Genomic DNA, 22,413 nt, shown 5'->3' with positions numbered 1-22,413 from the left:
GACGATCCGAATTTCAGACAGCTTCAGCAGCCAAGTCTCTGATTTCGCTATCCAATTGGCGCTGCGTCAAGGCCGCTTCCGCCATTACCCATTGTTTGAACAGCTGCACCTTGCGTGCGGCCAGGCTCTTGTGCGGGGAGACGAAATACCAGCCGGCCGTGTTCGGGTGGTGGACGGCAAAGGGAGCGACCAGCCTTTCGGCGCGGATGTCGCTGGCCATGTAGGCGCGGTTGGCGACGGCGAAACCCATTCCGGCATTGGCCGCCTCGTAGGACATCATGCACGAGTCGAAATAGATGCTCTTGGTCTCACTGAGCACGAAGCTGGCGCCGGAGAAAGCCAGCCAGGATTGCCAGTTCTGGGTGCAGGTATCGGAATGCAATAGCGTGAAGAGCTTGAGGTCATCCGGGGTCACCTTCGACAGCGGCTTGTCGCCGAGAACCTCATGGAACAGCTTGCGGCTGCACACCGGCGTCAGGTCTTCCCGAAACAGCAGATCGGATGGCAACCCGTTGAAGTGGCCGTCGCCATAGCGGATTTCGAGATCGAAATCGGAGGTCGTGAACTCATGCGTGGCGTAGGAGGTCGAAACCCGCATCACGATATCGGGATATCGCCGCTGAAACAGCGGCAGGCGCGGAAACAGCCAGCGCGCGGCAAAGGTCGGCAGCACGGATATTTTCAGCACATGCTCCTGCGATTGCCCGGTCGCTTCCATGCTGGCGGCGACGATTCGCTCCAGTGCCTCTCGAACGCGCGAGACATAGGTCTCACCCTCCGGCGTCAGCGACACCGCATTGCCGCCGCGCTGGAAAATCTTGAAGCGCAGCTGGTCCTCAAGGCTCTTGACGCGCTGGCTGACCGCGGAAGCGGTGATAAACTGCTCTTCGCCCGCGCGCGTGAAATTGCCGTGCCTTGCAGCACTTTCCACGATTTTCAGCGAATTGAGGTTGACCTGACTGAGCAGACGCACTGGGTTCGACCTTAAGCTGGGCTTACGGTAGCACTAGCATTCCTAATTTTACAGGGGGGGCTAATTTAATCGACTGTTAACCAAGTGTTTGCCCCCGCTTGGAGAAGTACAATGAACGCACACACCATACCCGAACTGCGCTATGCGATGAGCCGCGAGGCCATTATCGGACACGAAACCGCCTGGAAAGTGTCGAGTTTCGGCGTTGCGCAGTATCTTCATGGCTATGATCCGGCCCTGCTTGCCGCAATCGAGGAGGCTGCCCTGAAGCTCAAGGCGAGCCATGCTGTGCACAAGCATCTCGACCTGACCTTTATCACCGGCGCTGACCGTTTCATCCCCGAAATCAAGGAATTGCTGCACGACAAGCTGCGCCTGGAGCGACTGTCTGACATGATGGGCACGAAGCTGGAGCCCTATCCGCTGTCGATCGTCGGCTCGACCGTCACCTTCATGAATCCCAGGGATGGCGCCGTCGAATGGCATTGCGACGGCGTTCCGGTCACCGAGCTCATTCCGCTGTCGATCAGCGATCCGCTGGTCGGCGGCCATCTCGAAATTTATTGCGACGATTCCGAGACCGGCCGCGCCATCCTCGAATCCGGACGCGAAATCCCGCGCAACCGTATCATGCGCATCGATCACAAGATGAAATACGCGACGCTCGGCCAGTTCCTTGGCGTCCTGCATCGCACAGCGCCGATCCAGTACGGCGAGCGCGTCACACTGGTGCTCAACCAGCGTTCGGTGGCCAAGCCCTATGTCGACGACAACCGCATGTTCTATCTTGCCGCCGACAACGACCACGACCGCCAGTGGGTCAACGAACTGGCCGAAGATGTCTGGACCAACCAGTTGCCTGCCTATCGCCGGTTCGAGGCGGAGCATCCCACGCCCGCCCCATCTGCCGAAGCACAGGTTCCAGGCGGGACACGGGACTCATGGTAGCGAACCATGATTCCGAAAAGTAGAACCCGGTTTTCGGACAAGGTCATGGTCAAGCCTGGAGATAGAGCGCCATGCCGATTCCTTCGGCATGGGTCAGGCTCGCTATCCGGGCTGGTCTTCGCCGCCGGCGCGGTGGCTTTGTGGTCGACCAATGCCTTGGTCGGCAAATCCCTCTTGGCCAACCATCCGGTCTCGCAGGTGCAGTTCCTGCAATTTGCAGGGGCTGCACTGGTCCTCGCCGTCATCCGGCTGATGAGCCGGGAAAAGTCCGCGCCGGTGGCCGGGGCGGCGTTGGCATCGCTCGCGGTCGGCTTCATCGGTCTGGTCGGCACCATGGTGCTGCAATACATCGCCTTTGCATCGATGCCGGTAATCGAGGCCAATCTCGTGGCCTACACTTGGCCCTTGATGGTGGCCGCGGCAGTGATCGTGTTCGAAAATCCGCGCCGTCCGGCTTTGCTGGGGCTTGCCGCGGCCCTTGGGTTCGTCGGCGTCGCACTGGTGATTTCGGGCGGGCGTGAGAGCGCCTGGTTCCAGGGCGATCTTGTCGGCTATTTCGCCGCCTTCGGGTCCGCGCTGTGCATGGCCTTTTATTCGGTGATGGTGAGGCGGCTCGCTACGTCGCCCGAGCGGCTGTTGCTGCCCTCGTCGCTGGTCGGCGTCGCCTTGACGCTTTTATGGTCGGCTCGCGAAGGCGTCGCATGGCCCACCGGGGTGGATCTGGCCCTTGGGCTCTATCTTGGCGCCGGCCCGATGGGCCTGGGTTACCACCTCTGGTCTCGCGCCTTGAAGCTCGAAGGCAGCGGCAAGGTCGCTGTCATCGCCTATCTCACGCCGATCGCGTCGACGTTGCTGCTGACCCTGTCCGGCGAACGACTGACGACGACCGCTATCGCCGGAGCAGTCCTTGTCATCGGCAGTTGCATAGCGGTCGGGCTGGAACGTTCGGAGGCGCAAGACCATGTTTGACGAAGATGAACGTCTCGCGAGGCAGGAAGCGCACTGGCTGATCAAGGAATTCGGCGCCGAGGCACCGCTTTACGCGGCGATGAAGGCCGAGAAGGCGATTGAACAGAAGGATTTCGGGCGCTGTGCCCGATGGAAGCGTATTCTTGAGATATTGGCCGACGGCCGGACAACCAAGTCTGCCGGCTCCAAGTATTAGATTTTCTAATTTGCGTGACGTCGATTTTCCATAAAAGTAGTTGACGCCAAGTCTTGATTCGTTTTGGAGCTTGGCGGCCCGTTGGGGGACGCGGTTAAAGAGATACATCGACAAAAGTCTTCGCTGGGGTGGATGACTTTGTCGCAAAGAAGGTGAAAGAATTGTCAAATATCGAGGATAAGACCGTTATCGAGCTGACGGCCGATATTGTCTCGGCCTATGTCGGCAACAATCCGCTTCCGGCTTCCGGCCTGCCTGACCTGATTGCCAGCGTCAGCGCCTCGGTTCGCAAGCTGGCTGGCGCGGCCGTCGTGGAAAGCCCGAGCCTGGTTCCGGCTGTCAATCCGAAAAAGTCGGTGTTTCCCGACTACATCGTCTGCCTGGAGGATGGAAAGAAATTCAAGTCGCTCAAGCGACACCTCAGGACAGACTATGGTTTGAGCCCGGACGACTATCGGGCCAAATGGGGCTTGCCGCCGGACTATCCGATGGTTGCTCCGAACTACTCGGCGACCCGGTCGGCGCTGGCGAAGTCGACGGGACTTGGCCGCAAGCCGGCTGCACCGGCCACTGTCGCCAAGGCGACAAAGCGTGGCAAGGCCACGGCCTGAGGCCTTGCCGGCCGGTACGGCGAGCCATTGATCGGCGGCTGGACGGCGCGATCGCAGGCGCCGTTTTCAGGCCTTGTACGGCCAACCGGTCCGCAAGGTCTTGCGAAGCGTCGATGTCCGGTGCAAAAGCGCGGCCATGCTGATCATCAATGACCTTTCGCTCCGCATGGCCGGGCGCCTGCTTCTCGACCATGCCTCGCTGACCTTGCCGGCTGGCACCAAGGCCGGCCTTGTCGGTCGCAACGGTACCGGCAAGACGACGCTGTTCAAGGCGATCACCGGCGATTTTCCCTCCGAGACAGGCTCGATCAGCCTGCCGAAGAACACGCGCATCGGCCAGGTGGCGCAGGAAGCGCCGGGGACCGAGGAGCCGCTGATCGAGATTGTGCTCAAGGCCGACCTTGAGCGTACGGCGCTGCTCGAAGAGGAAAAGACCGCCACCGATCCGCACCGCATCGCCGACATCCACATGCGGCTGGCCGACATCGACGCGCATTCGGCCGAGTCGCGCGCGGCCACCATCCTCGCCGGCCTCGGCTTCGACGATGCGGCGCAGCGCCGTCCGGCCTCGTCCTTCTCCGGCGGCTGGCGCATGCGCGTGGCGCTGGCCGCCGTGCTGTTTTCGGAACCAGATCTCCTGCTGCTCGACGAGCCGACCAACTATCTCGATCTCGAAGGCACGCTGTGGCTGGAGAACTATGTGTCGAAGTATCCGCACACGGTGCTTCTGATTTCGCACGATCGCGACCTGCTCAATCGCGCCGTCAATTCGATCGTTCATCTCGACCAGAAGAAGCTGACCTTCTGGCGCGGCGGCTACGACCAGTTCGAGCGCCAGTATACCGAGCAGAAGGAATTGCAGGAAAAGGGCAGGGTCAAGCAGGAGGCCGCCCGCAAGCATATGGAATCCTTCGTCGAGCGCTTCCGCGCCAAGGCCTCCAAGGCCAGGCAGGCGCAGTCGCGCATCAAGGCGCTGGAGAAGATGAAGCCGATCGCGGCCATCGTGAACGATTCGGTGCGGCCGTTCTCCTTTCCCGAACCGGTGAAGACGGTTGCCTCGCCGATCGTTGCGCTGAACAACGTCAATGTCGGCTATACCGAAGGCCAGCCGATCCTGAAGAAGATGACGCTGCGCATCGACGCCGACGACCGCATCGCGCTGCTCGGCGCCAACGGCAACGGCAAGTCGACTTTCGCCAAACTGCTGTCCGGCCGGCTCAAGCAGGAGACCGGCACCATGACCGTGGCGCCCGGGCTGAAGGTGGCGATCTTCGCCCAGCACCAGCTCGACGATCTCCGTCCGGAGGAAAATGCCTACGAGCATGTGCGCCGGCTAATGCCGGAAGCGCCGGAATCCAAGGTGCGCGGCCGCGTCGCCCAGTTCGGTCTCACCACCGAGAAGATGAATACGCCCGCCAAGGACCTGTCCGGCGGCGAGAAGGCGCGCCTTCTGATGGGCCTGTCGGCCTTCGAGGGGCCGAACCTGTTCATCCTCGACGAACCGACCAACCACCTCGACATCGACAGCCGTGAATCGCTGATCCATGCGCTCAACGAGTTTCCCGGCGCGGTCATCCTCATCTCGCACGACCGCCACTTGCTCGAGGCGACCGCCGACCGGCTGTGGCTGGTCAAGGATGGCGCGGTCAACCCTTATGACGGCGACCTGGAGGACTACAAGACGCTGGTCACCGGCGTGTCCGGTGACCGCCGCGGCAAGCGTGAGGCTGACAAGGCGTCAAAAGCCGACCGCCGCCGCGATGCGGCGGCACGCCGCGCCGCTTTCGAGCCGCTGGCCAAGGAAATCCGCGCCACCGAGGCGCTGATGGACCGCATCCGCAAGCGCATCGACGGCATCGAGGACGAGTTGGCCAACCCGGCGATCTACGAAAAGGATCCCTCGACCGCGACACGCCTGGCCAAGGAACGCTCGCAACTCGCCCAGACGCTGGCCGGCCACGAGGAAAAATGGCTGACCATGTCGGCTGAATATGAGGAAGGCACGGCGGAGTGATTTACCCTCCCCCTCGAGGGGGAGGGTCGATCCGCGAAGCGGTGTGGGGGCAACGCGGCGGTTCACCAACCCCGGCGCCGCGCGCCGCCCTTCCCATCAAGGGACGGTGAGCCACCGTCACGCCATGGCAGGTGGAAAAGACATCTCCCAAACGCAGCTTGTCGGCAAATCTGGCCCTACACGCTACGTCTGGAACCGGCTAACCTCACCCCATGAACCAGCACGCCAAGCTCCGCATCGGCCATTCGGCCTGTCCGCATGATTGCCCATCGACCTGCGCGCTCGAGGTCGAACTGCTTGACGGCAACCGCATCGGCCGCGTCCATGGCGCCAAGGCCAATAGCTACACATCGGGGGTGGTCTGCGCCAAGGTTGCCCGCTACGCCGACCGTGTCCATCATCCCGACCGCTTGCTGAAGCCGCTGGTGCGGGCCGGCGCCAAGGGCGACGGACTGTGGAAGGAAGCGAGCTGGGACGCGGCACTCGACCTCGTCGCCGAAAAGTTCAACGCGGCCGAAGAGAAATACGGCTCGGAGACGGTGTGGCCCTATTTCTATGCCGGCACGATGGGACTGGTTCAGCGCGACGGCATCCACCGGCTGCGCCACGCCAAAAAATATTCGGGCTTCTTCGGGTCGATCTGCACCAATCTGGCCTGGACCGGCTGGATGATGGGGGCGGGAGCCTTGCGCGGGCCCGACCCGCGCGAGATGGCCAAATCCGACTGCGTGGTGATCTGGGGCACCAACGCGGTGGTCACCCAGGTCAATGTGATGACCCACGCCATCAGGGCGCGCAAGGAGCGCGGCGCCAAAATCGTCGTCATCGACGTCTATGAGAACGCGACCATGAAGCAGGCCGATATGGGCCTTGTGCTGAAGCCCGGCACCGACGGAGCGCTGGCTTGTGCGGTCATGCATGTGCTGTTCAGGGAAGGCCTGGCCGACCGTGCCTATCTCGAAAAATACACCGATGACCCGAAGGGTTTGGAAGCGCATCTGAGGACGCGCACGCCGGAGTGGGCAGCCGGGATCACTGGGCTTTCAGTGGCCGAAATCGAGGCCTTTGCCCGCCTGGTTGGCACGACCAGGAAAACCTACTTCCGCCTGGGCTACGGCTTTGCCCGTCAGCGCAACGGCGCGGTGAACATGCATGCCGCGTCCTGCATCGCCGCGGTCACCGGCAGCTGGCAATATGAGGGTGGTGGCGCCTTCCATTCGAATTCCGGCATCTTCAAGCTCAACCAGGACGTGCTGGAAGGCTCAAGGATGCGCGATCCAGCGATCCGCTATCTCGATCATTCGCGCATCGGCCCGGTACTGACCGGTGCCAGCGACGCGCTCTATGGCGGACCTCCGGTGACGGCCATGCTGATCCAGAACACCAACCCGGTGAATGTCGCTCCCGAGCAGCGGCTGGTAAAGCAGGGTTTTCTGCGCGACGACCTGTTCACGTGCGTGCACGAGCAGTTCATGACCGACACGGCCAAGCTGGCCGACGTCGTGCTGCCGGCGACGATGTTCCTCGAGCATGACGATGTCTACAAGGGCGGCGGCAACCAGCACATCACGCTTGGTCCCAAGCTGATCGACCCGCCGGAAGGGCCGCGCACCAATCATTTCGTCATCGAGGAACTGGCTAAACGCCTCGGCGTCGCCGACCGCCCGGGCTTTGGCCTCACCGAGCAGCAGCACATCGACATCATCCTCGGCAAGCGCGGGCTGGGCAGCTTCGACAGCTTGAAAGAGCAGAAATGGGTCGATCTGCAGCCTGATTTCGAGAGCGCGCATTTCATTGGAGGATTCGGCCACGCGGATGGAAAATTCCGCTTCCGCGCCGACTGGACCGGCCAGGCGGCTCCAAACCGGCCGCCGAAGAGCATGGGCCTGTTCGGACCGGTGGAACGCCTGCCGGAATTTCCCGACCATGTCGATCTGATCGAGGTCGCCGACGAGGCGCATCCGTTCCGGCTGACGACCTCGCCGGCGCGCAACTTCCTCAACTCGACCTTTGCCGAGACGCCGGTGTCAAAGGAAAAGGAAGGCAGGCCGGCACTCCTCCTGCATCCCGACGATGCGGCGGACCTTGGACTTGCCGATGGCGATCGTGTCGAGGTCGGCAACCGGCGGGGCGACCTGGTGCTGCACGCGAAATTCTTCGACGGCATCAAGCGCGGCGTGGTGATTGCCGAAGGCATCTGGCCAAACAGCGCGCATGAGCGCGGCGAGGGCATCAACGTGCTGACCGGCGCCGATGCGCCGGCGCCCTATGGCGGCGCCGCCTTCCATGACAACAAGGTCTGGCTGCGCAAGGCAAGTTGAGCCGGGCAAGGTGCTGGGTCGACTATACCGGCAGGATTTCGGTGGCCTTTTTTCTGTTCAGCCGGTGATGGATGTCATCGGCGATCGCCTGGGCTTCGATCGCGATCTCGCGCAACAACCCGGTGACCGCATTGTGGAAGCCAACGAGGTAGAGGCCGAGATCCGAGGCCTGTGCGGTGACGCCACTGCGGCCTGGCTGGATGCCGGGCTCGAGAAATTTGGCATAGCCCGGCCGGAAACCAGTGGCGAAGATGATCGCGTCGAATTCGCCGTGCTTGCCATCGGTAAAACGGGCGCCGCGTTCCGAGATCTCGGCGATATCGGGCGCGACCTTGATCGCGCCTTCGCGGATCTTGTCGATGGTGCCCACATCGATCACCGGGATGCGCGATGCGACCGCAATCTGTTGCAGCAGGCCCTGTCCCGGCCGTTTGAGCCCATATTTTTCCAGCCTGCCCAGCACCAGGTCGAGGATGATGGGGAAGAGAGCGTCATTGACGCGTTGCGGCCCGAGCCGCGCCGCCATGCCGACCATCTGGATCGGCACGCCGAACAGCTCACGCGGCACGACATGAACGCCGCCGCGCACGGAAATCGTCGGTTTTGCGCCGTTTTCCGCCAGGTCGAGCGCAATCTCGGCGCCGGTGTTGCCCATGCCGACGACCAGCACCGACTGGCCGGCGAAAGGCATGGCATTGCGATAGTCGGCGCTGTGCAATGTCTTGCCAGTAAAGGTGTCGATGCCGGTAAATCCGGGCCGCAAGGGCTCGGCATTGTAGCCTGACGCAATCACCACATGCCTGGCGCGCAACGGACCGGATGTCGCCTCCACACGCCAGCCCTGGTCCTCCCGGGCGATCGCTTTGACCGTTTCCCCAAATTGGGGTCGCAGGTCGAAGCGCTGCGCATAGGCATCGATATAGTCGACGAAGAGATCGCGCGGTACATAACGTGGATAATGCCTGGGGAAGGGCGCGAACGGCAGGGACGAATAGCGCTTGGTGGTATGCAGGTGGACGCGCTCGTAGTGCCGCCGCCATGCGGGTGCGGCCTGCTGCTCTTTTTCCATGATGATGAAGTCGACGCCGGCCTGGCGCAGGCATGCGGCAACAGCCAGGCCCGCCGGCCCGGCACCGATGATCGCAACCGGGGTGGTATCGTCCAAGCGCGCCTCCGCCGCTCAGTTCGCGTCCTGAGAATGTCAAAAGCATGGCGAGCCTGGCTGGAGCCCTGCCTGCCGGCAAGGGTCAGTCCGGCAACCGCACCGTCAGCCCGACCTTGACCCGGTCCATGGCGACGAAGGTGCGGAATTTCCGGACATTGTTGCTGCCGAAGAAAAGTTTGCGCGTCAGCGCCTCATAGGCGCCCATGTCGGCCACCGTGATGACCAGGATGAAGTCGGCTTCGCCGGTGACGTAATAGCATTGCTGCACTTCAGGCGTTTCGGAGAATTGCCGCTTGGCGGCATCGATCAGTTCGGTGCGTTCGCTCTCCAGCTCCACCTCGACGAAGATGGTGATGGGTTGGCCGACCGCCGCGGGTTCGATGATCGCGACATTGGCGGCGATGACGCCGGTCTGCTCCATGCGCTTTATGCGCCGTTGCACCGCTGGCGCCGACAGGTTCACCGCTTCGCCGATCAGCCGCTGCGGCGTGGCATTGTCCCGTTGCAGGATGGCAAGGATGGCGAGGTCGAAACTGTCGAGCGGGAGCGGCGATGAAGGCAATGGAACTATCCCGGCGAAAGAAACTTGCATTTTGAAGGCCTAATTACAGCGCTCTTTGCGCCCGCCTTGCAATATATTCTCGCCGCCAAGGAGGCCGCCAGTGTTCCTGCTCAATCGCAATGCCTTGCACGGTAAGCCGCTTGATGTGACGGATGCCGAAACCCTCGGGATCACGGGCGCGGACACGGTCGAGCGCTTCCTTGCCCACCGTGAAAACCACGCGATGACGCCGCTGCACGCGCTGCCGGCACTGGCGAGTGAGCTCGGCCTTGGCGCGTTGCATGTCAAGGACGAGGGCTTTCGTCTCGGCCTTGGCAGCTTCAAGGCGCTGGGCGGCGCCTATGCTGTCTTCCGACTGGTGCTGGAGCAGGCAGGCAAGCGCCTTGGCCGCTCTGTCGATGTCAGTGATCTCGATCGAGCCGACGTTCGCTCGGTCGCCGCAAAGATGACTTTTGCCTGCGCCACCGACGGCAATCATGGCCGCTCCGTCGCGCAAGGCGCCGAGCTTGCCGGCGCCAGGGCCGTGATCTTTGTCCATGCCGGGGTCAGCGACGAGCGCATCTCGGCAATAGCCCGCTATGGCGCGGAGATGGTTCGTGTCGACGGCAATTATGACGATTCGGTCCGGCAAGCCGCCGAAGTCGCGGCCCAGAAAGGCTGGACCGTGGTGTCGGATACGTCATGGCCGGGTTATGAACGCATTCCTGGCCTGGTGATGCAGGGCTATACGGCGATCGTGCGCGAAGCGCTGCGCCAGCTCAGCGAACCGCCAACCCACGTCTTCGTCCAGGCCGGCGTTGGCGGCATTGCCGCCGCTGCGGCTGGCCATCTCGCCATCGTGCTCGGCGAAGCCAGGCCAATCTTTACCGTCGTCGAGCCCGCGCGTGCCGCATGCATCGTCGCAGCCGCTGTGGCAGGGCGTGTGGTCAAGGCGGCACACGACCAGCCGACTGTCATGGCGATGCTTGAATGCTACGAGGCCTCACAGGTCGCCTGGCGCGTGTTGGCGCGCGCCGCCGATGCCTTCATGACCGTGGACGAGGACGACGCCATCGCGGTGATGCGGCGGCTGGCACGGCCGGCCGGCGACGATCCGGTGATCGTCTCCGGCGAGAGCGGCGGCGTCGGCCTTGCCGGGCTGATCCGGGCGCTGGCCGCAAACAAGACCGATCTCGGTCTCGACGGCAGATCCCGGGTGCTGGTGATCAACACCGAAGGCGCCACCGACCCGCATCGCTATGCCGAACTGGTCGGCATGAGCCCGGCCGATGTGCTGGCCGGCAAGCTTGCCGCCGAGGCAACGCCATGATCGCGGTCGATGCGCGGCGCCTGCTTGGCCGCATCCGTGAACTGGGCGCAATCGGCCGCGATGGTGAGGGCAGGCTGACCCGGCTGGCCGCTTCCGACACCGACAAGCAAGGCCGTGATCTCTTCGTCGGCTGGCTGCGCCAGGCCGGGCTCGATGTTGCCATCGACCGTATCGGCAACATCTTCGGCATCTGGCAAAGCGCCGGCAATGCAGGCAAGGCGCCGCTGCTTATCGGCTCGCATATCGACACCGTCATCGACGCCGGCATCTATGATGGCTGCTACGGCGTGCTTGCCGGGCTGGAGGTGATCGAGACGCTGAAGGCGTCGGGCTTGTCGCCGTCGCGCCCGCTCGCCGTCGCGGCCTTCACCAATGAGGAAGGCGTACGCTTTTCTCCCGACATGATGGGATCGCTGGTCCATGCCGGCGGCGTCGATGTCGAGGCGGCACTTGCCGCTGTCGGGACCGACGGCGGCACGCTTGGGCAGGAACTTGCCCGCATCGGCTATGCCGGCGAACGCGAACCGGGCTTTCTCAAGCCGCACATCTATGTCGAGCTGCATATCGAACAGGGGCCGGTCCTGGAGCGCGAAGGCATTCCAATCGGTGCGGTGGAGACGCTGCAGGGCATCTCCTGGCAACGCATCACCCTCGATGGCGTCGCCAACCATGCCGGCACCACGCCGATGTCGATGCGCCGCGATGCCGGATATGCCGCGGCACGTGTCGTCACCTTCCTGCATGACCGGGCAGCGGCGTCCAACGCACCAACCGTTGCCACAGTCGGCACGATGCGTCTGGAACCGAATGCCATCAACGTCATTCCATCGCGCGCCGTCTTCACGGTTGATCTGCGCGATCCCGACGAGCAGCGCCTGCAGGCGGAAGAGGCGGCGCTGGCCGCCTTTCTGCAACGGCTCGCCGTCGAAGGCATCGCCGTGACGGTCGAAAGGCTCGCGCGCTTCGAACCGGTTGTCTTCGACGGCCGAGTGGTCGAACTGATCGAGACCGCGGCGAGGAAGCGCGGGCTCGTTTCGAGGCGCATGACCTCGGGCGCCGGCCATGACGCGCAGATGATCGCGCGCATCGCACCGGCGGCGATGATCTTCGTGCCGAGCGCGGGGGGCATCAGCCACAGCCCGCGTGAGCACACCGAGGATGCCGAGCTTGTTGCCGGCGCCAACATCCTGCTTGATGTGATCACTGAGCTTGCCGAGCTCGAAGGGTGAGGACATGGCCGAACTCGATCCCGAAACGCTGAAGCGCGAGATGACCGGTTGGCGGCGCGACCTGCATGCGCACCCCGAATTCGGCTTCGAGGAGAAGCGCACATCTGCCTTCGTCGCGGCCAAGCTGCGCGAGTTCGGCCTTGACGATGTCGCCGAGGGTGTCGGTGGCACAGGCGTCGTCGGCACGTTGAAGCGCGGCGACGGCAACCGCGCCATCGCGCTGCGGGCCGACATGGATGCGCTGCGCATATCGGAGCAATCGACCGCGCCCTATCGCTCCGGCAATGTGGGAATCATGCACGCTTGCGGCCATGACGGCCACACCGCCATGTTGCTTGGCGCGGCCAAGCTGCTGGCAAGCGAGGGCGGTTTCGACGGCACAGTGCGCTTCATCTTCCAGCCGGCCGAGGAGTGGGGCAGGGGCGCGCTCGCCATGCTCGACGATGGCCTGATGCAACGCTTCCCCTTCGACGAGATATTTGGCCAGCACAACATGCCCGGCCTTCCCGTCGGGCACTTCGAGACCCGCGCCGGTCCCGTGATGTCGGCGGAGGACAATTTCGAGATCGTGCTCAGGGGGCTCGGCGGCCACGCGGCGCGGCCGCATTCGGGCAGCGAGACGCTGGTGGCCGCCTGCGCGCTGGTCACCAATCTGCAGACCATCGTCTCACGCAGGCTGAGCCCGGCCGACATAGCGGTGGTGTCGGTGACCGAATTGATCACCGACGGTACCCGCAACGCGCTGCCCGGTCTTGCCCGCGTCCTCGGCGATGCGCGCAGCTTCCGGCCAGAAGTCAGCGCCGAGATCGAGCGCCAGATGCGAGCCATCGCCGAGGGCACAGCTGCCGCCTACAATGTAGCCGCGGAGGTGAACTACAGCAGAGAATTCGTGCCGCTGCGCAACGATGCCGAACTGGTCGACGCGGCCTTTGCCGCCGCGGCAAGCGTGTTCGAGCCCGGCAATATCGCGGTCGCCCGGGAGCCGATGACGGCATCGGAGGACTTTGCCCGGTTTCTTGATCACGTGCCGGGCTGCTTCGTCTTCCTCGGCAACGGCGAGGCTTCGGCACCGCTCCACAATTCCAGCTATGACTTCAACGATGACGGGCTGTTGTTCGGCGCCAATTTCCATGTCGCGATCGCCCGGCAACGGCTTGAGGTTTGACAGGCTACGGGATGCATTTGGCGGGGGAAAACGCCCCGAAAGGGCCGAGATCCGCGATCCCGCATGACGTGGCGGCAAGACTCAGCTAGCCTTCACCGTGCGGCGGACCTGATATCCGCCTGGCCGGCGCTATCAGACACCTCCCAAGCGGCGCCGGCCTTCTTCTTTGCGGCGACCGCCTGCTAAATTAGTGCTAATTAAATTTAGAGTATTCGCACTTGCATGAAGTTAGGGGTCTTGCTGGCATGGAAGCCTCAGGTCTTTGGGGGCGGGAAGACAGATGCGCGGGCGGAGCTGGATAAAGGCATTGCGTCAGGAGGAGGCGCGGCAGGTGCGCGCGCGCCTCGCCGAACTGGAAAGAAATCTGACGGCAGCATACCCGCCCCGCAGCCGCCGGCAACGGCAGGAAACCGGGCACGAACTGCGCAATGCCAAGTTCCGTCTCAAGCGCCTTGAGGAGTGCATCGCCGCAATGCCCTGAGGCCTCAGGACACCCAACATTCTCCAACTGATCCCTGCGTCATCGCGGAAGCATTGGCGAATACAGGCCGTGTTCGGCTCCCGGAGCCTTTGTCGGTGGCAGTTTGTTGTCGCAAGCCGTTACAGTCAAAGCCACCAGGGCGAGGGCTAATCTCAGCTTTTTCATTGCTGCCGCCTCCAACCTCACAACGAGGCGGCGCCGGTTTGGTTGCGAACCGGCGCAGAGGGAACAAAACGCCGCGCGTCCGGTTGATCCCTATTAGAGGAGACCACAGCATGATCCGTTTGCTTCTGGCAGGCACATTTGCCTTTCTGGCCTACCGCTTCGCTCGCAAGATGATCGATGATGTGCCCGACGACATTGATCCCCTGTTGCTGCCGGCATCGAGAAGTGACCGCGAGGCTCTGCGACGCCAATCGGCGGCCATGGGCGTCGATCCCAGGCGGTAGAGCCATTCCGGGAATCGCGTCAAAATCAGGAGTGGCGCCCGCCGCTTCCTTGTTGCGAACAAAGCGGAAACGATGCTTGATGGGCGATGAACCTTGCCGCCCATGATTCGACGTTTCTGGAGCCGACTGTCCAGCCCGCCTATCTTGCCCGCCTGAACGACGCCCAGCGCCAGGCCGTCGAGCATGGCGACGGCACGATCGCCGGGCCATTGCTGGTCATTGCCGGTGCCGGTTCGGGCAAGACCAACACGCTGGCGCATCGCGTCGCCCATCTCATCGTCAGGGGAGCCGACCCGCGCCGCATCCTGCTGATGACCTTTTCGCGCCGCGCCGCCTCCGAAATGGCAAAACGTGTCGAGCGCATCGCCGGCGAAGTGCTGGGCCGCGACGCCGCCGTCATCACCGATGCGCTGACCTGGGCGGGGACCTTTCACGGCATCGGCGCGCGGCTGTTGCGCGACTATGCGCTGGAGATCGGCCTCGACCCGGCCTTCACCATCCATGATCGCGAGGATTCCGCCGACCTGATGAATCTCGTGCGTCACGAGCTCGGCTTCTCAAAGACCGAGGCGCGCTTCCCCACCAAGGGCACCTGCCTTGCCATCTACTCGCGCGCCGTCAACGCGCAAGCGCCGCTCGGCGAAGTTTTGGGGGCGGCCTTCCCTTGGTGCGCCGGCTGGGCGGGAGAGCTGAAGCAGCTGTTCGCAGGTTATGTCGAGGCCAAGCAGGCGCAGAATGTGCTCGATTACGACGATCTGCTGCTCTACTGGGCGCAGATGGCGGCCGAGCCGGAGATCGCGGCGCATCTGGGCGGGCGTTTCGACCATGTGCTGGTCGACGAATACCAGGACACCAACCGGCTGCAGGCCTCGATCCTGATGGCGCTGAAACCCGACGGTGCCGGGCTGACGGTGGTCGGCGACGATGCGCAGTCGATCTATTCGTTCCGCGCCGCGGAGGTGCGCAACATACTCGATTTTCCAAAACAGTTCGCCCAGGCCGCCGATGTGGTGATGCTGGAGCGCAACTACCGCTCGACCGAGACCATTCTGGCGGCCGCAAACGCGGTGATCGGCGAGGCTTCGGAGCGCTTCACCAAGAACCTGTGGTCGGAGCGCAAATCCACCGACAAGCCAAGGCTGGTGAGCGTGCGCGACGAGGTCGAGCAGGCGAATTTCGTCTGCGATACCATCCTCGCCGAGCGCGAGGCTGGCACGGCGCTGAAATCGCAGGCGGTGCTGTTTCGCGCCTCGCACCATAGCGGCCCGCTGGAGATCGAGCTGACGCGGCGCAACATTCCCTTCGTCAAGTTCGGCGGGCTGAAATTCCTCGATGCCGCACATGTCAAGGACGTGCTGGCGGTGTTGCGCTTTGCCGAAAACCCGCGCGACCGCGTCGCCGGCTTCCGCGTCCTGCAGCTGATGCCGGGAATCGGACCTTCAGCCGCGGCACAGATCGTCGAGACTATGACGACAGCACTTGATGAGGCGATGGGGCTGGCCGGCTGGCGGCCGCCGCAACGCGCGGCGGACGACTGGCCGAGCTTCGTCTCGCTCTATTCGGGCCTGCGGGCCGGCGCCAAATGGCCGGCCGACCTCGAACAGGTCAGGCTCTGGTACGAGCCGCATCTGGAGCGCATCCACGAGGACGCGATCACGCGCCGCGCCGACCTGCTGCAGCTCGAGCAGATCGGCTCGGGCTACGCCTCGCGCGAACGGTTCCTGACCGAATTGACCCTCGATCCGCCTGACGCAACCAGCGACCAGGCCGGACCGCCGCATCGCGACGAGGATTACCTGATCCTGTCGACCATCCATTCGGCCAAGGGCCAGGAATGGAAGAACGTCTTCGTTCTCAACACGGTCGATGGCTGCATTCCGGCCGATCTCGGTGTCGGCACCAAGGAGGATATCGAGGAGGAGCGCCGGCTGCTCTACGTGGCGATGACGCGGGCCAAGGACAGCCTCAACCTGGTCATGCCGCAGCGCTTCTTTCCGCATGGCCAGGCGGCACGCGGCGACCGCCATCTCTACGCCTCGCGCACGCGTTTTATCCCGGCTTCGATCCTCGCCGCGTTCCAGCAGATGTCGTGGCCGGGCGTGCAAGCGGCGCAGGGCAGGGCGCCCCGGCCGGAAGTGCGCGTCGACATCGGCGCGCGCATGCGCGGCATGTGGAAATAGCTGAAATCGTGACGCGGCCACCGGTCAGGATTGCCATTGCCGGCGCGCTGGGGCGCATGGGCCGCCAGATGGCGGAGGCCGTGCGGGCTGATCCGCGGCTGGCGCTCGCTGCCCGCTTCCATCGCCCGGATAGTGCCGGCGACGGGCTGGTGAGCCGCGACGAGGCGCTTGCCATGGCCGATGTGGTGATCGATTTCACCACGCCGGGGGCTTCGGCCGACCTGGCGCGGTTTTGCGCAAACCGGGGCGGCCCCGCTTTGGTGGTTGGCTCGACGGGTTTCGATGCCGCCGAACTGGCCGATATCGCCGACGCCGCGAAAACGATTCCCATCGTGCGCTCCGGCAGTTTTTCGCTCGGGCTCAATATGCTGGTCGGATTGGTGGCACAGGCGGCGAGAACGCTCGATGCCGATGACTGGGATGCCGAGATTTTCGAGGCGCATCACCGCCACAAGGTCGATGCACCGTCGGGCACCGCACTGATGCTGGGGCAGGCCGTTGCTGGCGGACGTGGCGTCGAACTGGGCGCGGTCGCGAGGCGCGTTCGCGACGGGCTCGTCGCCGCACGTCCGGCCGGCGAGATCGGTTTTGCGGTGACCCGTGGCGGCAGCATGATCGGCGAGCACAGTGTCAGCTTCTGTGCCGAGGGTGAACTTGTTACCTTGTCGCATGCGGCAGGCGACCGCATCATGTTCGCCCGTGGCGCGATCGCCGCGGCACTTTGGGTATCGGGACGCCCGTCCGGCCAATATGATATGCGCGACGTGCTGGGACTGAATGGCTGAACACAAGGCATGCATCGTTACAGCGTCGCGACAGCCCGTCAGTTGCGGCTTACCTATACGTAAAATTTGCCATGATTTTCGGCTTTACCCTGAAAGCTGGATGAAAGGTTGATGCCATTACTGTTGGCTGGCGTCCCCATATTATCACGCAAAAAGCGATGGGAGAGAGGAGGGGCGCGGGAAACGAACAAAGGGAAGAGGCCATGTCGCTCGCGCGAATACTGCTTGATTCAGCCGCCACAACCGCACTCGTCGCCACCATGGCTTTCGCCACGCCCTCCGCGCGCGCCGACGAAAAAGTTTCCATCATGGTCGGTGGCTACGAGAAACAGATTTATCTACCCGCCAAGCTGACCGAGGCACTCGGCTACTTCAAGGACGAGGGGCTCGACGTCGAGTTGCTGAATGAACCCGCCGGCGTCGATGCTGAAAACGAGATGCTTGCCGGTGCCGTGCAAGGGGTCGTCGGCTTCTACGATCACTGCATCGATCTGCAGGCAAAGGGCAAGTTCGTCGAATCCGTCGTCCAGTTCAGCCAGGCGCCTGGCGAAGTCGAGCTTGTGTCGACCAAACATCCCGAGATCAAGTCGCCCGCCGATTTCAAGGGCATGAGCCTTGGCGTGACCGGCCTCGGCTCCTCGACGAATTTCCTGACGCAGTATCTTGCGGTCAAGAACGGCTTGAAGCTCGGTGAGTTTACTTCCGTTCCCGTTGGCGCCGGCAACACCTTCATCGCCGCCATGCAACAGGACAAGATCCAGGCGGGCATGACGACAGAGCCGACGATCACGCGGCTGCTGAAGACCGGCGAAGCCTCTGTACTTGTCGACATGCGCACCATGGAAGGCACCAAGGCCGCGCTCGGTGGCACTTACCCGGCCGCATCCCTCTACATGCAGACCGATTGGGTCGAAGCGCACAAGGACATTGTGCAGAAGCTGGCCAATGCCTTCGTCAAGACGCAGAAATTCATCAACTCGCATAGCGGCGCCGAGATCGCCGAAAAGATGCCGAAGGATTACTATGTCGGCGACAAGGAGGGCTATGTTAAGGCCCTCGATGCCGGCAAGGCGATGTTCACCCCCGACGGGATCATGCCCCAGGGTGGGCCGGAGACGGTGCTGACGGTGCTTTCGGCCTTCTCGAAGGACCTGCAAGGCAAGCAGATCGACCTTGCCAAGACCTACACTTCGGAATTCGTCAAGAACGCCAAGTAGCAGGCGATGCCGGCGCGGTGAACGACATCACGCCGGCACCCGTCATTTTTCACGTCCGGCGGCCTTGGTCGACGGCGGGCGTCCGCTCGTATCCAGGAGTTCCACCATGGCACTAGAAAAAAATGAGCCGGCGATCGAACTGATCAATGTCAGCCGTCGCTTCCTCTCGCCCACCGGCAAATCGCTGACGGCGCTGCGCGATTTCACAATGACCGTCGAGCGCGGTGAATTCGTTGCCGTGGTTGGCCCGACGGGTTGCGGAAAATCCACCACGCTCAACCTTGTCACAGGACTGGCAAGCCCCAGTGCCGGCGAGGTTCGTGTCATGGGCGCGCCGGTCAAGGGGATAGACCCGCGCATCGGCTTTGTTTTCCAGAGCGATGCCCTGTTCCCCTGGCGAACCGTGATCGAGAACGTGATGGCTGGTCCACTCTTTCGCGGCAAGGCGAAATCGGACGCCACCGTCGCGGCGCGTGACTGGCTGGCGCGCGTTGGGCTATCGCGGTTCGAGCATCACTATCCCCATCAGCTTTCGGGCGGCATGCGCAAACGTGTGGCGCTTGCCCAGACATTTATCAACGGACCCGAGATTCTTCTCATGGACGAGCCGTTCTCAGCGCTCGACGTGCAGACGCGCGTGCTGATGCACGAGGAACTGTTGCGCCTGTGGTCGCAAGCAAAGGCCTCGGTGGTCTTCGTCACGCACGACCTGGAGGAGGCGATTGCGCTGGCCGACAAGGTATATGTTCTGACTGCCGGACCTGCGACCGTGAAGTCGGTCTACACTATCGACCTGCCTCGTCCGCGGGTTGTCGCCGACATCCGCTACGAACAGAAGTTCATCGACTATTCACGCACGATCTGGGCCGACCTCAAGGAAGAGGTCGAGACCAGTTATGCGCGTGCGGCAGCCTGAGGAGGAATGCCATGACTGATGCCGCCATCGATATCAGCTCCGGAACTTTCAGGCCGGGCACCTCCGACGCCGAAATCGAAGCGGCGGCCGCCAAGGCCGCACAGCACCGCCGCCGCACCGTGATGTTCTGGCGTATAGCCATTCTGGTTGCCTTTCTGGCCTTGTGGGAAATCGCCGCGCGGATGGCCTGGATCGATCCGTTCTTCTACGCGATGCCGAGCGCGATCGCGCAACGGCTCTATGAATGGACAACCGAAGGAACATCGGAAGGGCCTCTCTGGTACCACCTCTATGTCACCATGGAGGAGTCGGTCATCGGCTTTGTGACAGGCTCGGTTGCCGGGATCGTCATCGGCGTCGCGCTCGGTCGCAATCGGATGGCCGCCGATATCTTCTCCATCTACATCAAGGTCATCAACTCCATCCCGCGCGTGGTTCTGGCGCCGATCTTCATCATGATTCTTGGCCTCGGACTCGCCTCGAAAGTCGCCCTTGCCTTCGTGATGGTTTTCTTTGTCGTGTTCCACAACGCATTCCAGGGCGTGCGGGAAGCGGACAGGGCAATGATTGCCAATGCCCGCATCCTGGGTGCCTCCAACTGGCAATTGACCCGCTCGGTGATCGTCCCGTCGGCGATGAGCTGGATCTTCGCCAGCCTGCATGTCAGCTTCGGCTTTGCCATTATCGGCGCGATCGTCGGCGAATTCGTCGGCTCTCGCTACGGCATCGGCCTGCTGATCAACATTGCCAAGGGATCCTTCGACGCCGCCGGCATGTATGCCGCCATCGTCATCGTCATGGTGGTGGCGCTCGGGGCCGAATATCTGATGACGATGGTCGAGGATCGCCTGGCAAAATGGCGTCCCCAGCCGCTGCATGAAACGCAGTGAGCGGCGACGTGCTCTAGCTGCCTGCCAGCGGCAACTTCACCTCAACCACCAGGCCGGCGGCCGCGCCATCCCGCAGGGTGACACGGCCGCCGGCGTTTTCGACGACCTCGCGCACGATGGCAAGCCCCAGGCCGCTGCCTTCCTCGGTCGAACCGGCAATGCGGTAGAAGCGTTCGAATACATGGTCGCGCTCATCCGGCGGGATGCCGGGGCCGTCGTCGGTAACCGTCAGCACGGCTTCGCCATCGACGGCCGCCACCCTCACCGTGACGCTGCCGCCTGACGAGGAATAGCGCAGCGCATTGTCGACAAGGTTGACGATCATTTCGCGCAGCATGGTGCCGTCGCCGACGACAGGCACGGGGCCGGTCTCCTCGAGGCCGAGATCGATGTTGCGGGCGATCGCCGCCGGCGCCTGCGTTTCCAGCACGTGCCTGGCGGCCTCGGTCAGGTCGATGCGATCGGCGCGTGGCCGCCGGCTGCCGGGCTCGGCCCGCGACAAGGTGAGCAACTGTTCGGCCAGACGGGCCAGCTTGCCCGAGCTTGCCTGCAGCGCGATGAGCGCCTCCTGGCGTGCGTCGGGGACAGTTTCCCTCAAGGCATAGCTCGCCTGCGTCGAAAGCAGCGCCAGTGGCGTGCGCAACTGGTGCGCGGCGTTGGCGATGAACCGGCGCTGCGCCGCCATCTGCGCCCGCACGCGCTCCATATAGACGTTCAGCGCTTCGATCAGCGGCCGGATCTCGCTTTGCGCGTCCGGCACCTCGACCGGGTCGAGATCGCTGCGGCTCGGCGAGCGCACCGCGTCGCGCAGCCGGATCAGCGGCGCCAGGCCGCGATGCAGGCCCAGCAGAACGAACAAGCCGGCAATCGCCACCAGCGCCAGCTGCTGGGTAAAGGCGCCAAACCAAAGCCGCCGGACCATGGCATTGTGTCCGGCAAGCGTGACACCAACAGTAACTGATATCGGCGAGTCGTCTCCAGCGCCGACCACCGTATGGCTGTAAGTAAGCAACCGCAGCAGATGGTCCCGATAGGTTGCCTCGGTGCCGGGATACTTCACCGCCTCCGGCAGGTCGGGATAGCCGGTCAGCAGCCGCCCTCCGGCAGCCTTGACATGGTAGTAGACGCTGTCGCGGTCACCGGTATCGAACATCTCGATCGCCGCCGGCGGTATTGTGGCGTCGAGCACGCCGTCGCTCACGGCGACACGTTCGGCGATAGCCCGCGCCGAGCCCATAAGCATGCGATCGGTGACGAGATCCGCGGTCGCCAGCGCGTTGCGATGGCTGGTCCATAGGTTGATGGTGGCGAGCCCAACGAGCGGCAAGACCACCCAAGCCAGCAGTTGCAGGCGGAGACTGTTAATCCTCATGGCGCAAAAGATAGCCGAGGCCGCGCAAGGTGGCGATCTGGACGCGCGACCCTTCGAGCTTCTTGCGCACACGGTGCACATAGATCTCGATGGCGCTTGGATCCGCATCGGTCTCGAAGTCATAGATGGCAGCCGACAGTGCAGCCTTGCTCACCGTGCGTCCGGCTTTCACCATCAATTGTTCAAGCACTGCGTGTTCTCGCGGCGTCAGTGCCAGCATTTCGCCGGCGAGCGAAAACAGCCGCGTGTTGGTGTCGAAGACGAGATCGCCGCAGGCAACGACAGGCGCGGTGCGGTCATTGGCGCGGCGCAGTTGCACGCGGATGCGTGCTTCGAGCTCCTCGATCTGGAACGGCTTGGCGAGATAGTCGTCCGCGCCTTCGTTGAGGCCTTTGACCCGGCCATCGAGACTGGCGTTGGCGGTCAGCACGATCACAGGCACTGCGTTGCCGCGTGCCCGCAGCATGCGCAGCACCTCCATCCCGCCCATGCGCGGCAGTGCCAGGTCGAGGATGACAAGCGCATGATCGCCCGCCGCCAGCGCGTGCTCGACATCCTCGCCCTCATGGACGATGTCGACCACGTAATTTGCCTGGCGCAGGGTTTTGCCCAACCAGTCGGCGAGTTCACGATTGTCCTCAACAAGCAGCAGTCGCATATC

At 63.4% G+C, this 22,413-nt stretch carries 21 protein-coding genes; 16 read left to right on the top strand and 5 right to left on the bottom strand.

The genetic code is table 11. The features are described 5' to 3' along the window. Positions 1-13: 13 nt before the first annotated feature. Positions 14-973, bottom strand: a complete 960-nt coding sequence (locus EB815_RS26380) for a LysR substrate-binding domain-containing protein (protein ID WP_056563148.1) — start codon at positions 971-973, stop codon at positions 14-16. Between the two features lie 111 nt (positions 974-1,084). On the opposite strand from EB815_RS26380, the gene EB815_RS26375 reads away from it, so the two are divergent. The 6 genes from EB815_RS26375 to EB815_RS26350 all read left to right on the top strand — a co-directional run bounded on the left by EB815_RS26375 (position 1,085) and on the right by EB815_RS26350 (position 8,032). Beyond that, on the top strand, positions 1,085-1,921 hold the full coding sequence (locus EB815_RS26375; RefSeq protein ID WP_056563145.1) for a hypothetical protein: 837 nt from the start codon (positions 1,085-1,087) through the stop codon (positions 1,919-1,921). A 45-nt stretch (positions 1,922-1,966) separates the two neighbouring features. Further along, the gene (locus EB815_RS26370; protein WP_056563142.1) at positions 1,967-2,890 is read left to right on the top strand and encodes a DMT family transporter; all 924 of its coding nucleotides are present in this window, start codon (positions 1,967-1,969) and stop codon (positions 2,888-2,890) included. After that, on the top strand, positions 2,883-3,086 hold the full coding sequence (locus EB815_RS26365; protein ID WP_056563138.1) for a hypothetical protein: 204 nt from the start codon (positions 2,883-2,885) through the stop codon (positions 3,084-3,086). Before EB815_RS26370 ends, EB815_RS26365 begins: the two co-directional genes overlap by 8 nt. A gap of 161 nt (positions 3,087-3,247) precedes the next feature. Continuing rightward, positions 3,248-3,697 (top strand): MucR family transcriptional regulator, encoded by a 450-nt coding sequence (locus tag EB815_RS26360; RefSeq protein ID WP_081294783.1) that lies wholly within the window; start codon positions 3,248-3,250, stop codon positions 3,695-3,697. 136 nt (positions 3,698-3,833) lie between these two features. Further along, positions 3,834-5,711 (top strand): ABC-F family ATP-binding cassette domain-containing protein, encoded by a 1,878-nt coding sequence (locus EB815_RS26355; RefSeq protein ID WP_056565525.1) that lies wholly within the window; start codon positions 3,834-3,836, stop codon positions 5,709-5,711. A 212-nt stretch (positions 5,712-5,923) separates the two neighbouring features. Beyond that, positions 5,924-8,032 (top strand): molybdopterin-containing oxidoreductase family protein, encoded by a 2,109-nt coding sequence (locus EB815_RS26350; protein WP_056563135.1) that lies wholly within the window; start codon positions 5,924-5,926, stop codon positions 8,030-8,032. A 22-nt stretch (positions 8,033-8,054) separates the two neighbouring features. Here the strand turns inward: EB815_RS26350 and EB815_RS26345 are convergent, their stop codons facing one another. After that, positions 8,055-9,197, bottom strand: a complete 1,143-nt coding sequence (locus EB815_RS26345; protein ID WP_056563132.1) for a flavin-containing monooxygenase — start codon at positions 9,195-9,197, stop codon at positions 8,055-8,057. An 82-nt stretch (positions 9,198-9,279) separates the two neighbouring features. Next, positions 9,280-9,759: an Lrp/AsnC family transcriptional regulator gene (locus tag EB815_RS26340; protein ID WP_056563129.1), complete on the bottom strand. Its 480-nt coding sequence runs from the start codon at positions 9,757-9,759 to the stop codon at positions 9,280-9,282. Positions 9,760-9,859: 100 nt separating this feature from the next. Between EB815_RS26340 and EB815_RS26335 the strand changes: the two genes are divergently transcribed. The 10 genes from EB815_RS26335 (at position 9,860) to EB815_RS26290 (ending at position 20,380) form a co-directional block, all read left to right on the top strand. Next, positions 9,860-11,068, top strand: a complete 1,209-nt coding sequence (locus EB815_RS26335) for a diaminopropionate ammonia-lyase (protein WP_056563126.1) — start codon at positions 9,860-9,862, stop codon at positions 11,066-11,068. After that, positions 11,065-12,297 carry a Zn-dependent hydrolase gene (locus EB815_RS26330; protein ID WP_056563123.1) on the top strand — a complete coding sequence of 411 codons (1,233 nt, stop codon included), beginning with the start codon at positions 11,065-11,067 and terminating at the stop codon, positions 12,295-12,297. The genes EB815_RS26335 and EB815_RS26330 overlap by 4 nt, the downstream gene beginning before the upstream one ends. A gap of 4 nt (positions 12,298-12,301) precedes the next feature. Further along, the gene (locus EB815_RS26325; RefSeq protein WP_056565521.1) at positions 12,302-13,462 is read left to right on the top strand and encodes a M20 aminoacylase family protein; all 1,161 of its coding nucleotides are present in this window, start codon (positions 12,302-12,304) and stop codon (positions 13,460-13,462) included. A 280-nt stretch (positions 13,463-13,742) separates the two neighbouring features. Then, positions 13,743-13,943, top strand: coding sequence for a hypothetical protein (locus EB815_RS26320; RefSeq protein ID WP_065004973.1), 201 nt, complete (start codon positions 13,743-13,745; stop codon positions 13,941-13,943). 275 nt (positions 13,944-14,218) lie between these two features. Next, entirely contained in the window at positions 14,219-14,392 is a 174-nt protein-coding gene (locus tag EB815_RS26315) for a hypothetical protein (RefSeq protein WP_081294691.1), read from the top strand. Between the two features lie 86 nt (positions 14,393-14,478). Next, positions 14,479-16,572, top strand: coding sequence for an ATP-dependent helicase (locus tag EB815_RS26310; protein ID WP_056563117.1), 2,094 nt, complete (start codon positions 14,479-14,481; stop codon positions 16,570-16,572). Positions 16,573-16,580: 8 nt separating this feature from the next. Next, entirely contained in the window at positions 16,581-17,357 is a 777-nt protein-coding gene (gene dapB / locus EB815_RS26305) for a 4-hydroxy-tetrahydrodipicolinate reductase (protein ID WP_056565519.1), read from the top strand. 203 nt (positions 17,358-17,560) lie between these two features. After that, the gene (locus EB815_RS26300; protein ID WP_056563114.1) at positions 17,561-18,574 is read left to right on the top strand and encodes an ABC transporter substrate-binding protein; all 1,014 of its coding nucleotides are present in this window, start codon (positions 17,561-17,563) and stop codon (positions 18,572-18,574) included. Positions 18,575-18,680: 106 nt separating this feature from the next. Further along, positions 18,681-19,490 (top strand): ABC transporter ATP-binding protein, encoded by an 810-nt coding sequence (locus EB815_RS26295; protein WP_056563111.1) that lies wholly within the window; start codon positions 18,681-18,683, stop codon positions 19,488-19,490. Positions 19,491-19,501: 11 nt separating this feature from the next. Then, the gene (locus EB815_RS26290; RefSeq protein WP_056563108.1) at positions 19,502-20,380 is read left to right on the top strand and encodes an ABC transporter permease; all 879 of its coding nucleotides are present in this window, start codon (positions 19,502-19,504) and stop codon (positions 20,378-20,380) included. 13 nt (positions 20,381-20,393) lie between these two features. Here the strand turns inward: EB815_RS26290 and EB815_RS26285 are convergent, their stop codons facing one another. Continuing rightward, positions 20,394-21,752: a sensor histidine kinase gene (locus EB815_RS26285; RefSeq protein ID WP_056563105.1), complete on the bottom strand. Its 1,359-nt coding sequence runs from the start codon at positions 21,750-21,752 to the stop codon at positions 20,394-20,396. Then, positions 21,742-22,410, bottom strand: a complete 669-nt coding sequence (locus EB815_RS26280) for a response regulator (RefSeq protein WP_056563102.1) — start codon at positions 22,408-22,410, stop codon at positions 21,742-21,744. Before EB815_RS26280 ends, EB815_RS26285 begins: the two co-directional genes overlap by 11 nt. Positions 22,411-22,413 lie beyond the last annotated feature (3 nt).

The organism is Mesorhizobium loti, assembly GCF_013170705.1.
GTDB classification, from domain to species: Bacteria; Pseudomonadota; Alphaproteobacteria; order Rhizobiales; family Rhizobiaceae; genus Mesorhizobium; species Mesorhizobium loti_D.
Note: the sequence above shows the minus strand (reverse complement) of the source record. Positions and strands in the feature narration are given on the sequence as shown.

What these genes read in the sequence shown, in the direction of transcription:
- EB815_RS26330 (WP_056563123.1), top strand. Translation starts at nt 11,065, where the DNA reads ATGATCGCGGTCGATGCGCGGCGCCTGCTTGGCCGCATCCGTGAACTG.
- EB815_RS26300 (WP_056563114.1), top strand. Translation starts at nt 17,561, where the DNA reads ATGTCGCTCGCGCGAATACTGCTTGATTCAGCCGCCACAACCGCACTC.
- EB815_RS26320 (WP_065004973.1), top strand. Translation starts at nt 13,743, where the DNA reads ATGCGCGGGCGGAGCTGGATAAAGGCATTGCGTCAGGAGGAGGCGCGG.
- EB815_RS26285 (WP_056563105.1), bottom strand. Translation starts at nt 21,752, where the DNA reads ATGAGGATTAACAGTCTCCGCCTGCAACTGCTGGCTTGGGTGGTCTTG.
- EB815_RS26355 (WP_056565525.1), top strand. Translation starts at nt 3,834, where the DNA reads ATGCTGATCATCAATGACCTTTCGCTCCGCATGGCCGGGCGCCTGCTT.
- EB815_RS26315 (WP_081294691.1), top strand. Translation starts at nt 14,219, where the DNA reads ATGATCCGTTTGCTTCTGGCAGGCACATTTGCCTTTCTGGCCTACCGC.
- EB815_RS26350 (WP_056563135.1), top strand. Translation starts at nt 5,924, where the DNA reads ATGAACCAGCACGCCAAGCTCCGCATCGGCCATTCGGCCTGTCCGCAT.
- EB815_RS26280 (WP_056563102.1), bottom strand. Translation starts at nt 22,410, where the DNA reads ATGCGACTGCTGCTTGTTGAGGACAATCGTGAACTCGCCGACTGGTTG.
- EB815_RS26290 (WP_056563108.1), top strand. Translation starts at nt 19,502, where the DNA reads ATGACTGATGCCGCCATCGATATCAGCTCCGGAACTTTCAGGCCGGGC.
- EB815_RS26370 (WP_056563142.1), top strand. Translation starts at nt 1,967, where the DNA reads ATGGTCAAGCCTGGAGATAGAGCGCCATGCCGATTCCTTCGGCATGGG.
- EB815_RS26310 (WP_056563117.1), top strand. Translation starts at nt 14,479, where the DNA reads ATGAACCTTGCCGCCCATGATTCGACGTTTCTGGAGCCGACTGTCCAG.
- EB815_RS26375 (WP_056563145.1), top strand. Translation starts at nt 1,085, where the DNA reads ATGAACGCACACACCATACCCGAACTGCGCTATGCGATGAGCCGCGAG.
- EB815_RS26325 (WP_056565521.1), top strand. Translation starts at nt 12,302, where the DNA reads ATGGCCGAACTCGATCCCGAAACGCTGAAGCGCGAGATGACCGGTTGG.
- EB815_RS26295 (WP_056563111.1), top strand. Translation starts at nt 18,681, where the DNA reads ATGGCACTAGAAAAAAATGAGCCGGCGATCGAACTGATCAATGTCAGC.
- EB815_RS26365 (WP_056563138.1), top strand. Translation starts at nt 2,883, where the DNA reads ATGTTTGACGAAGATGAACGTCTCGCGAGGCAGGAAGCGCACTGGCTG.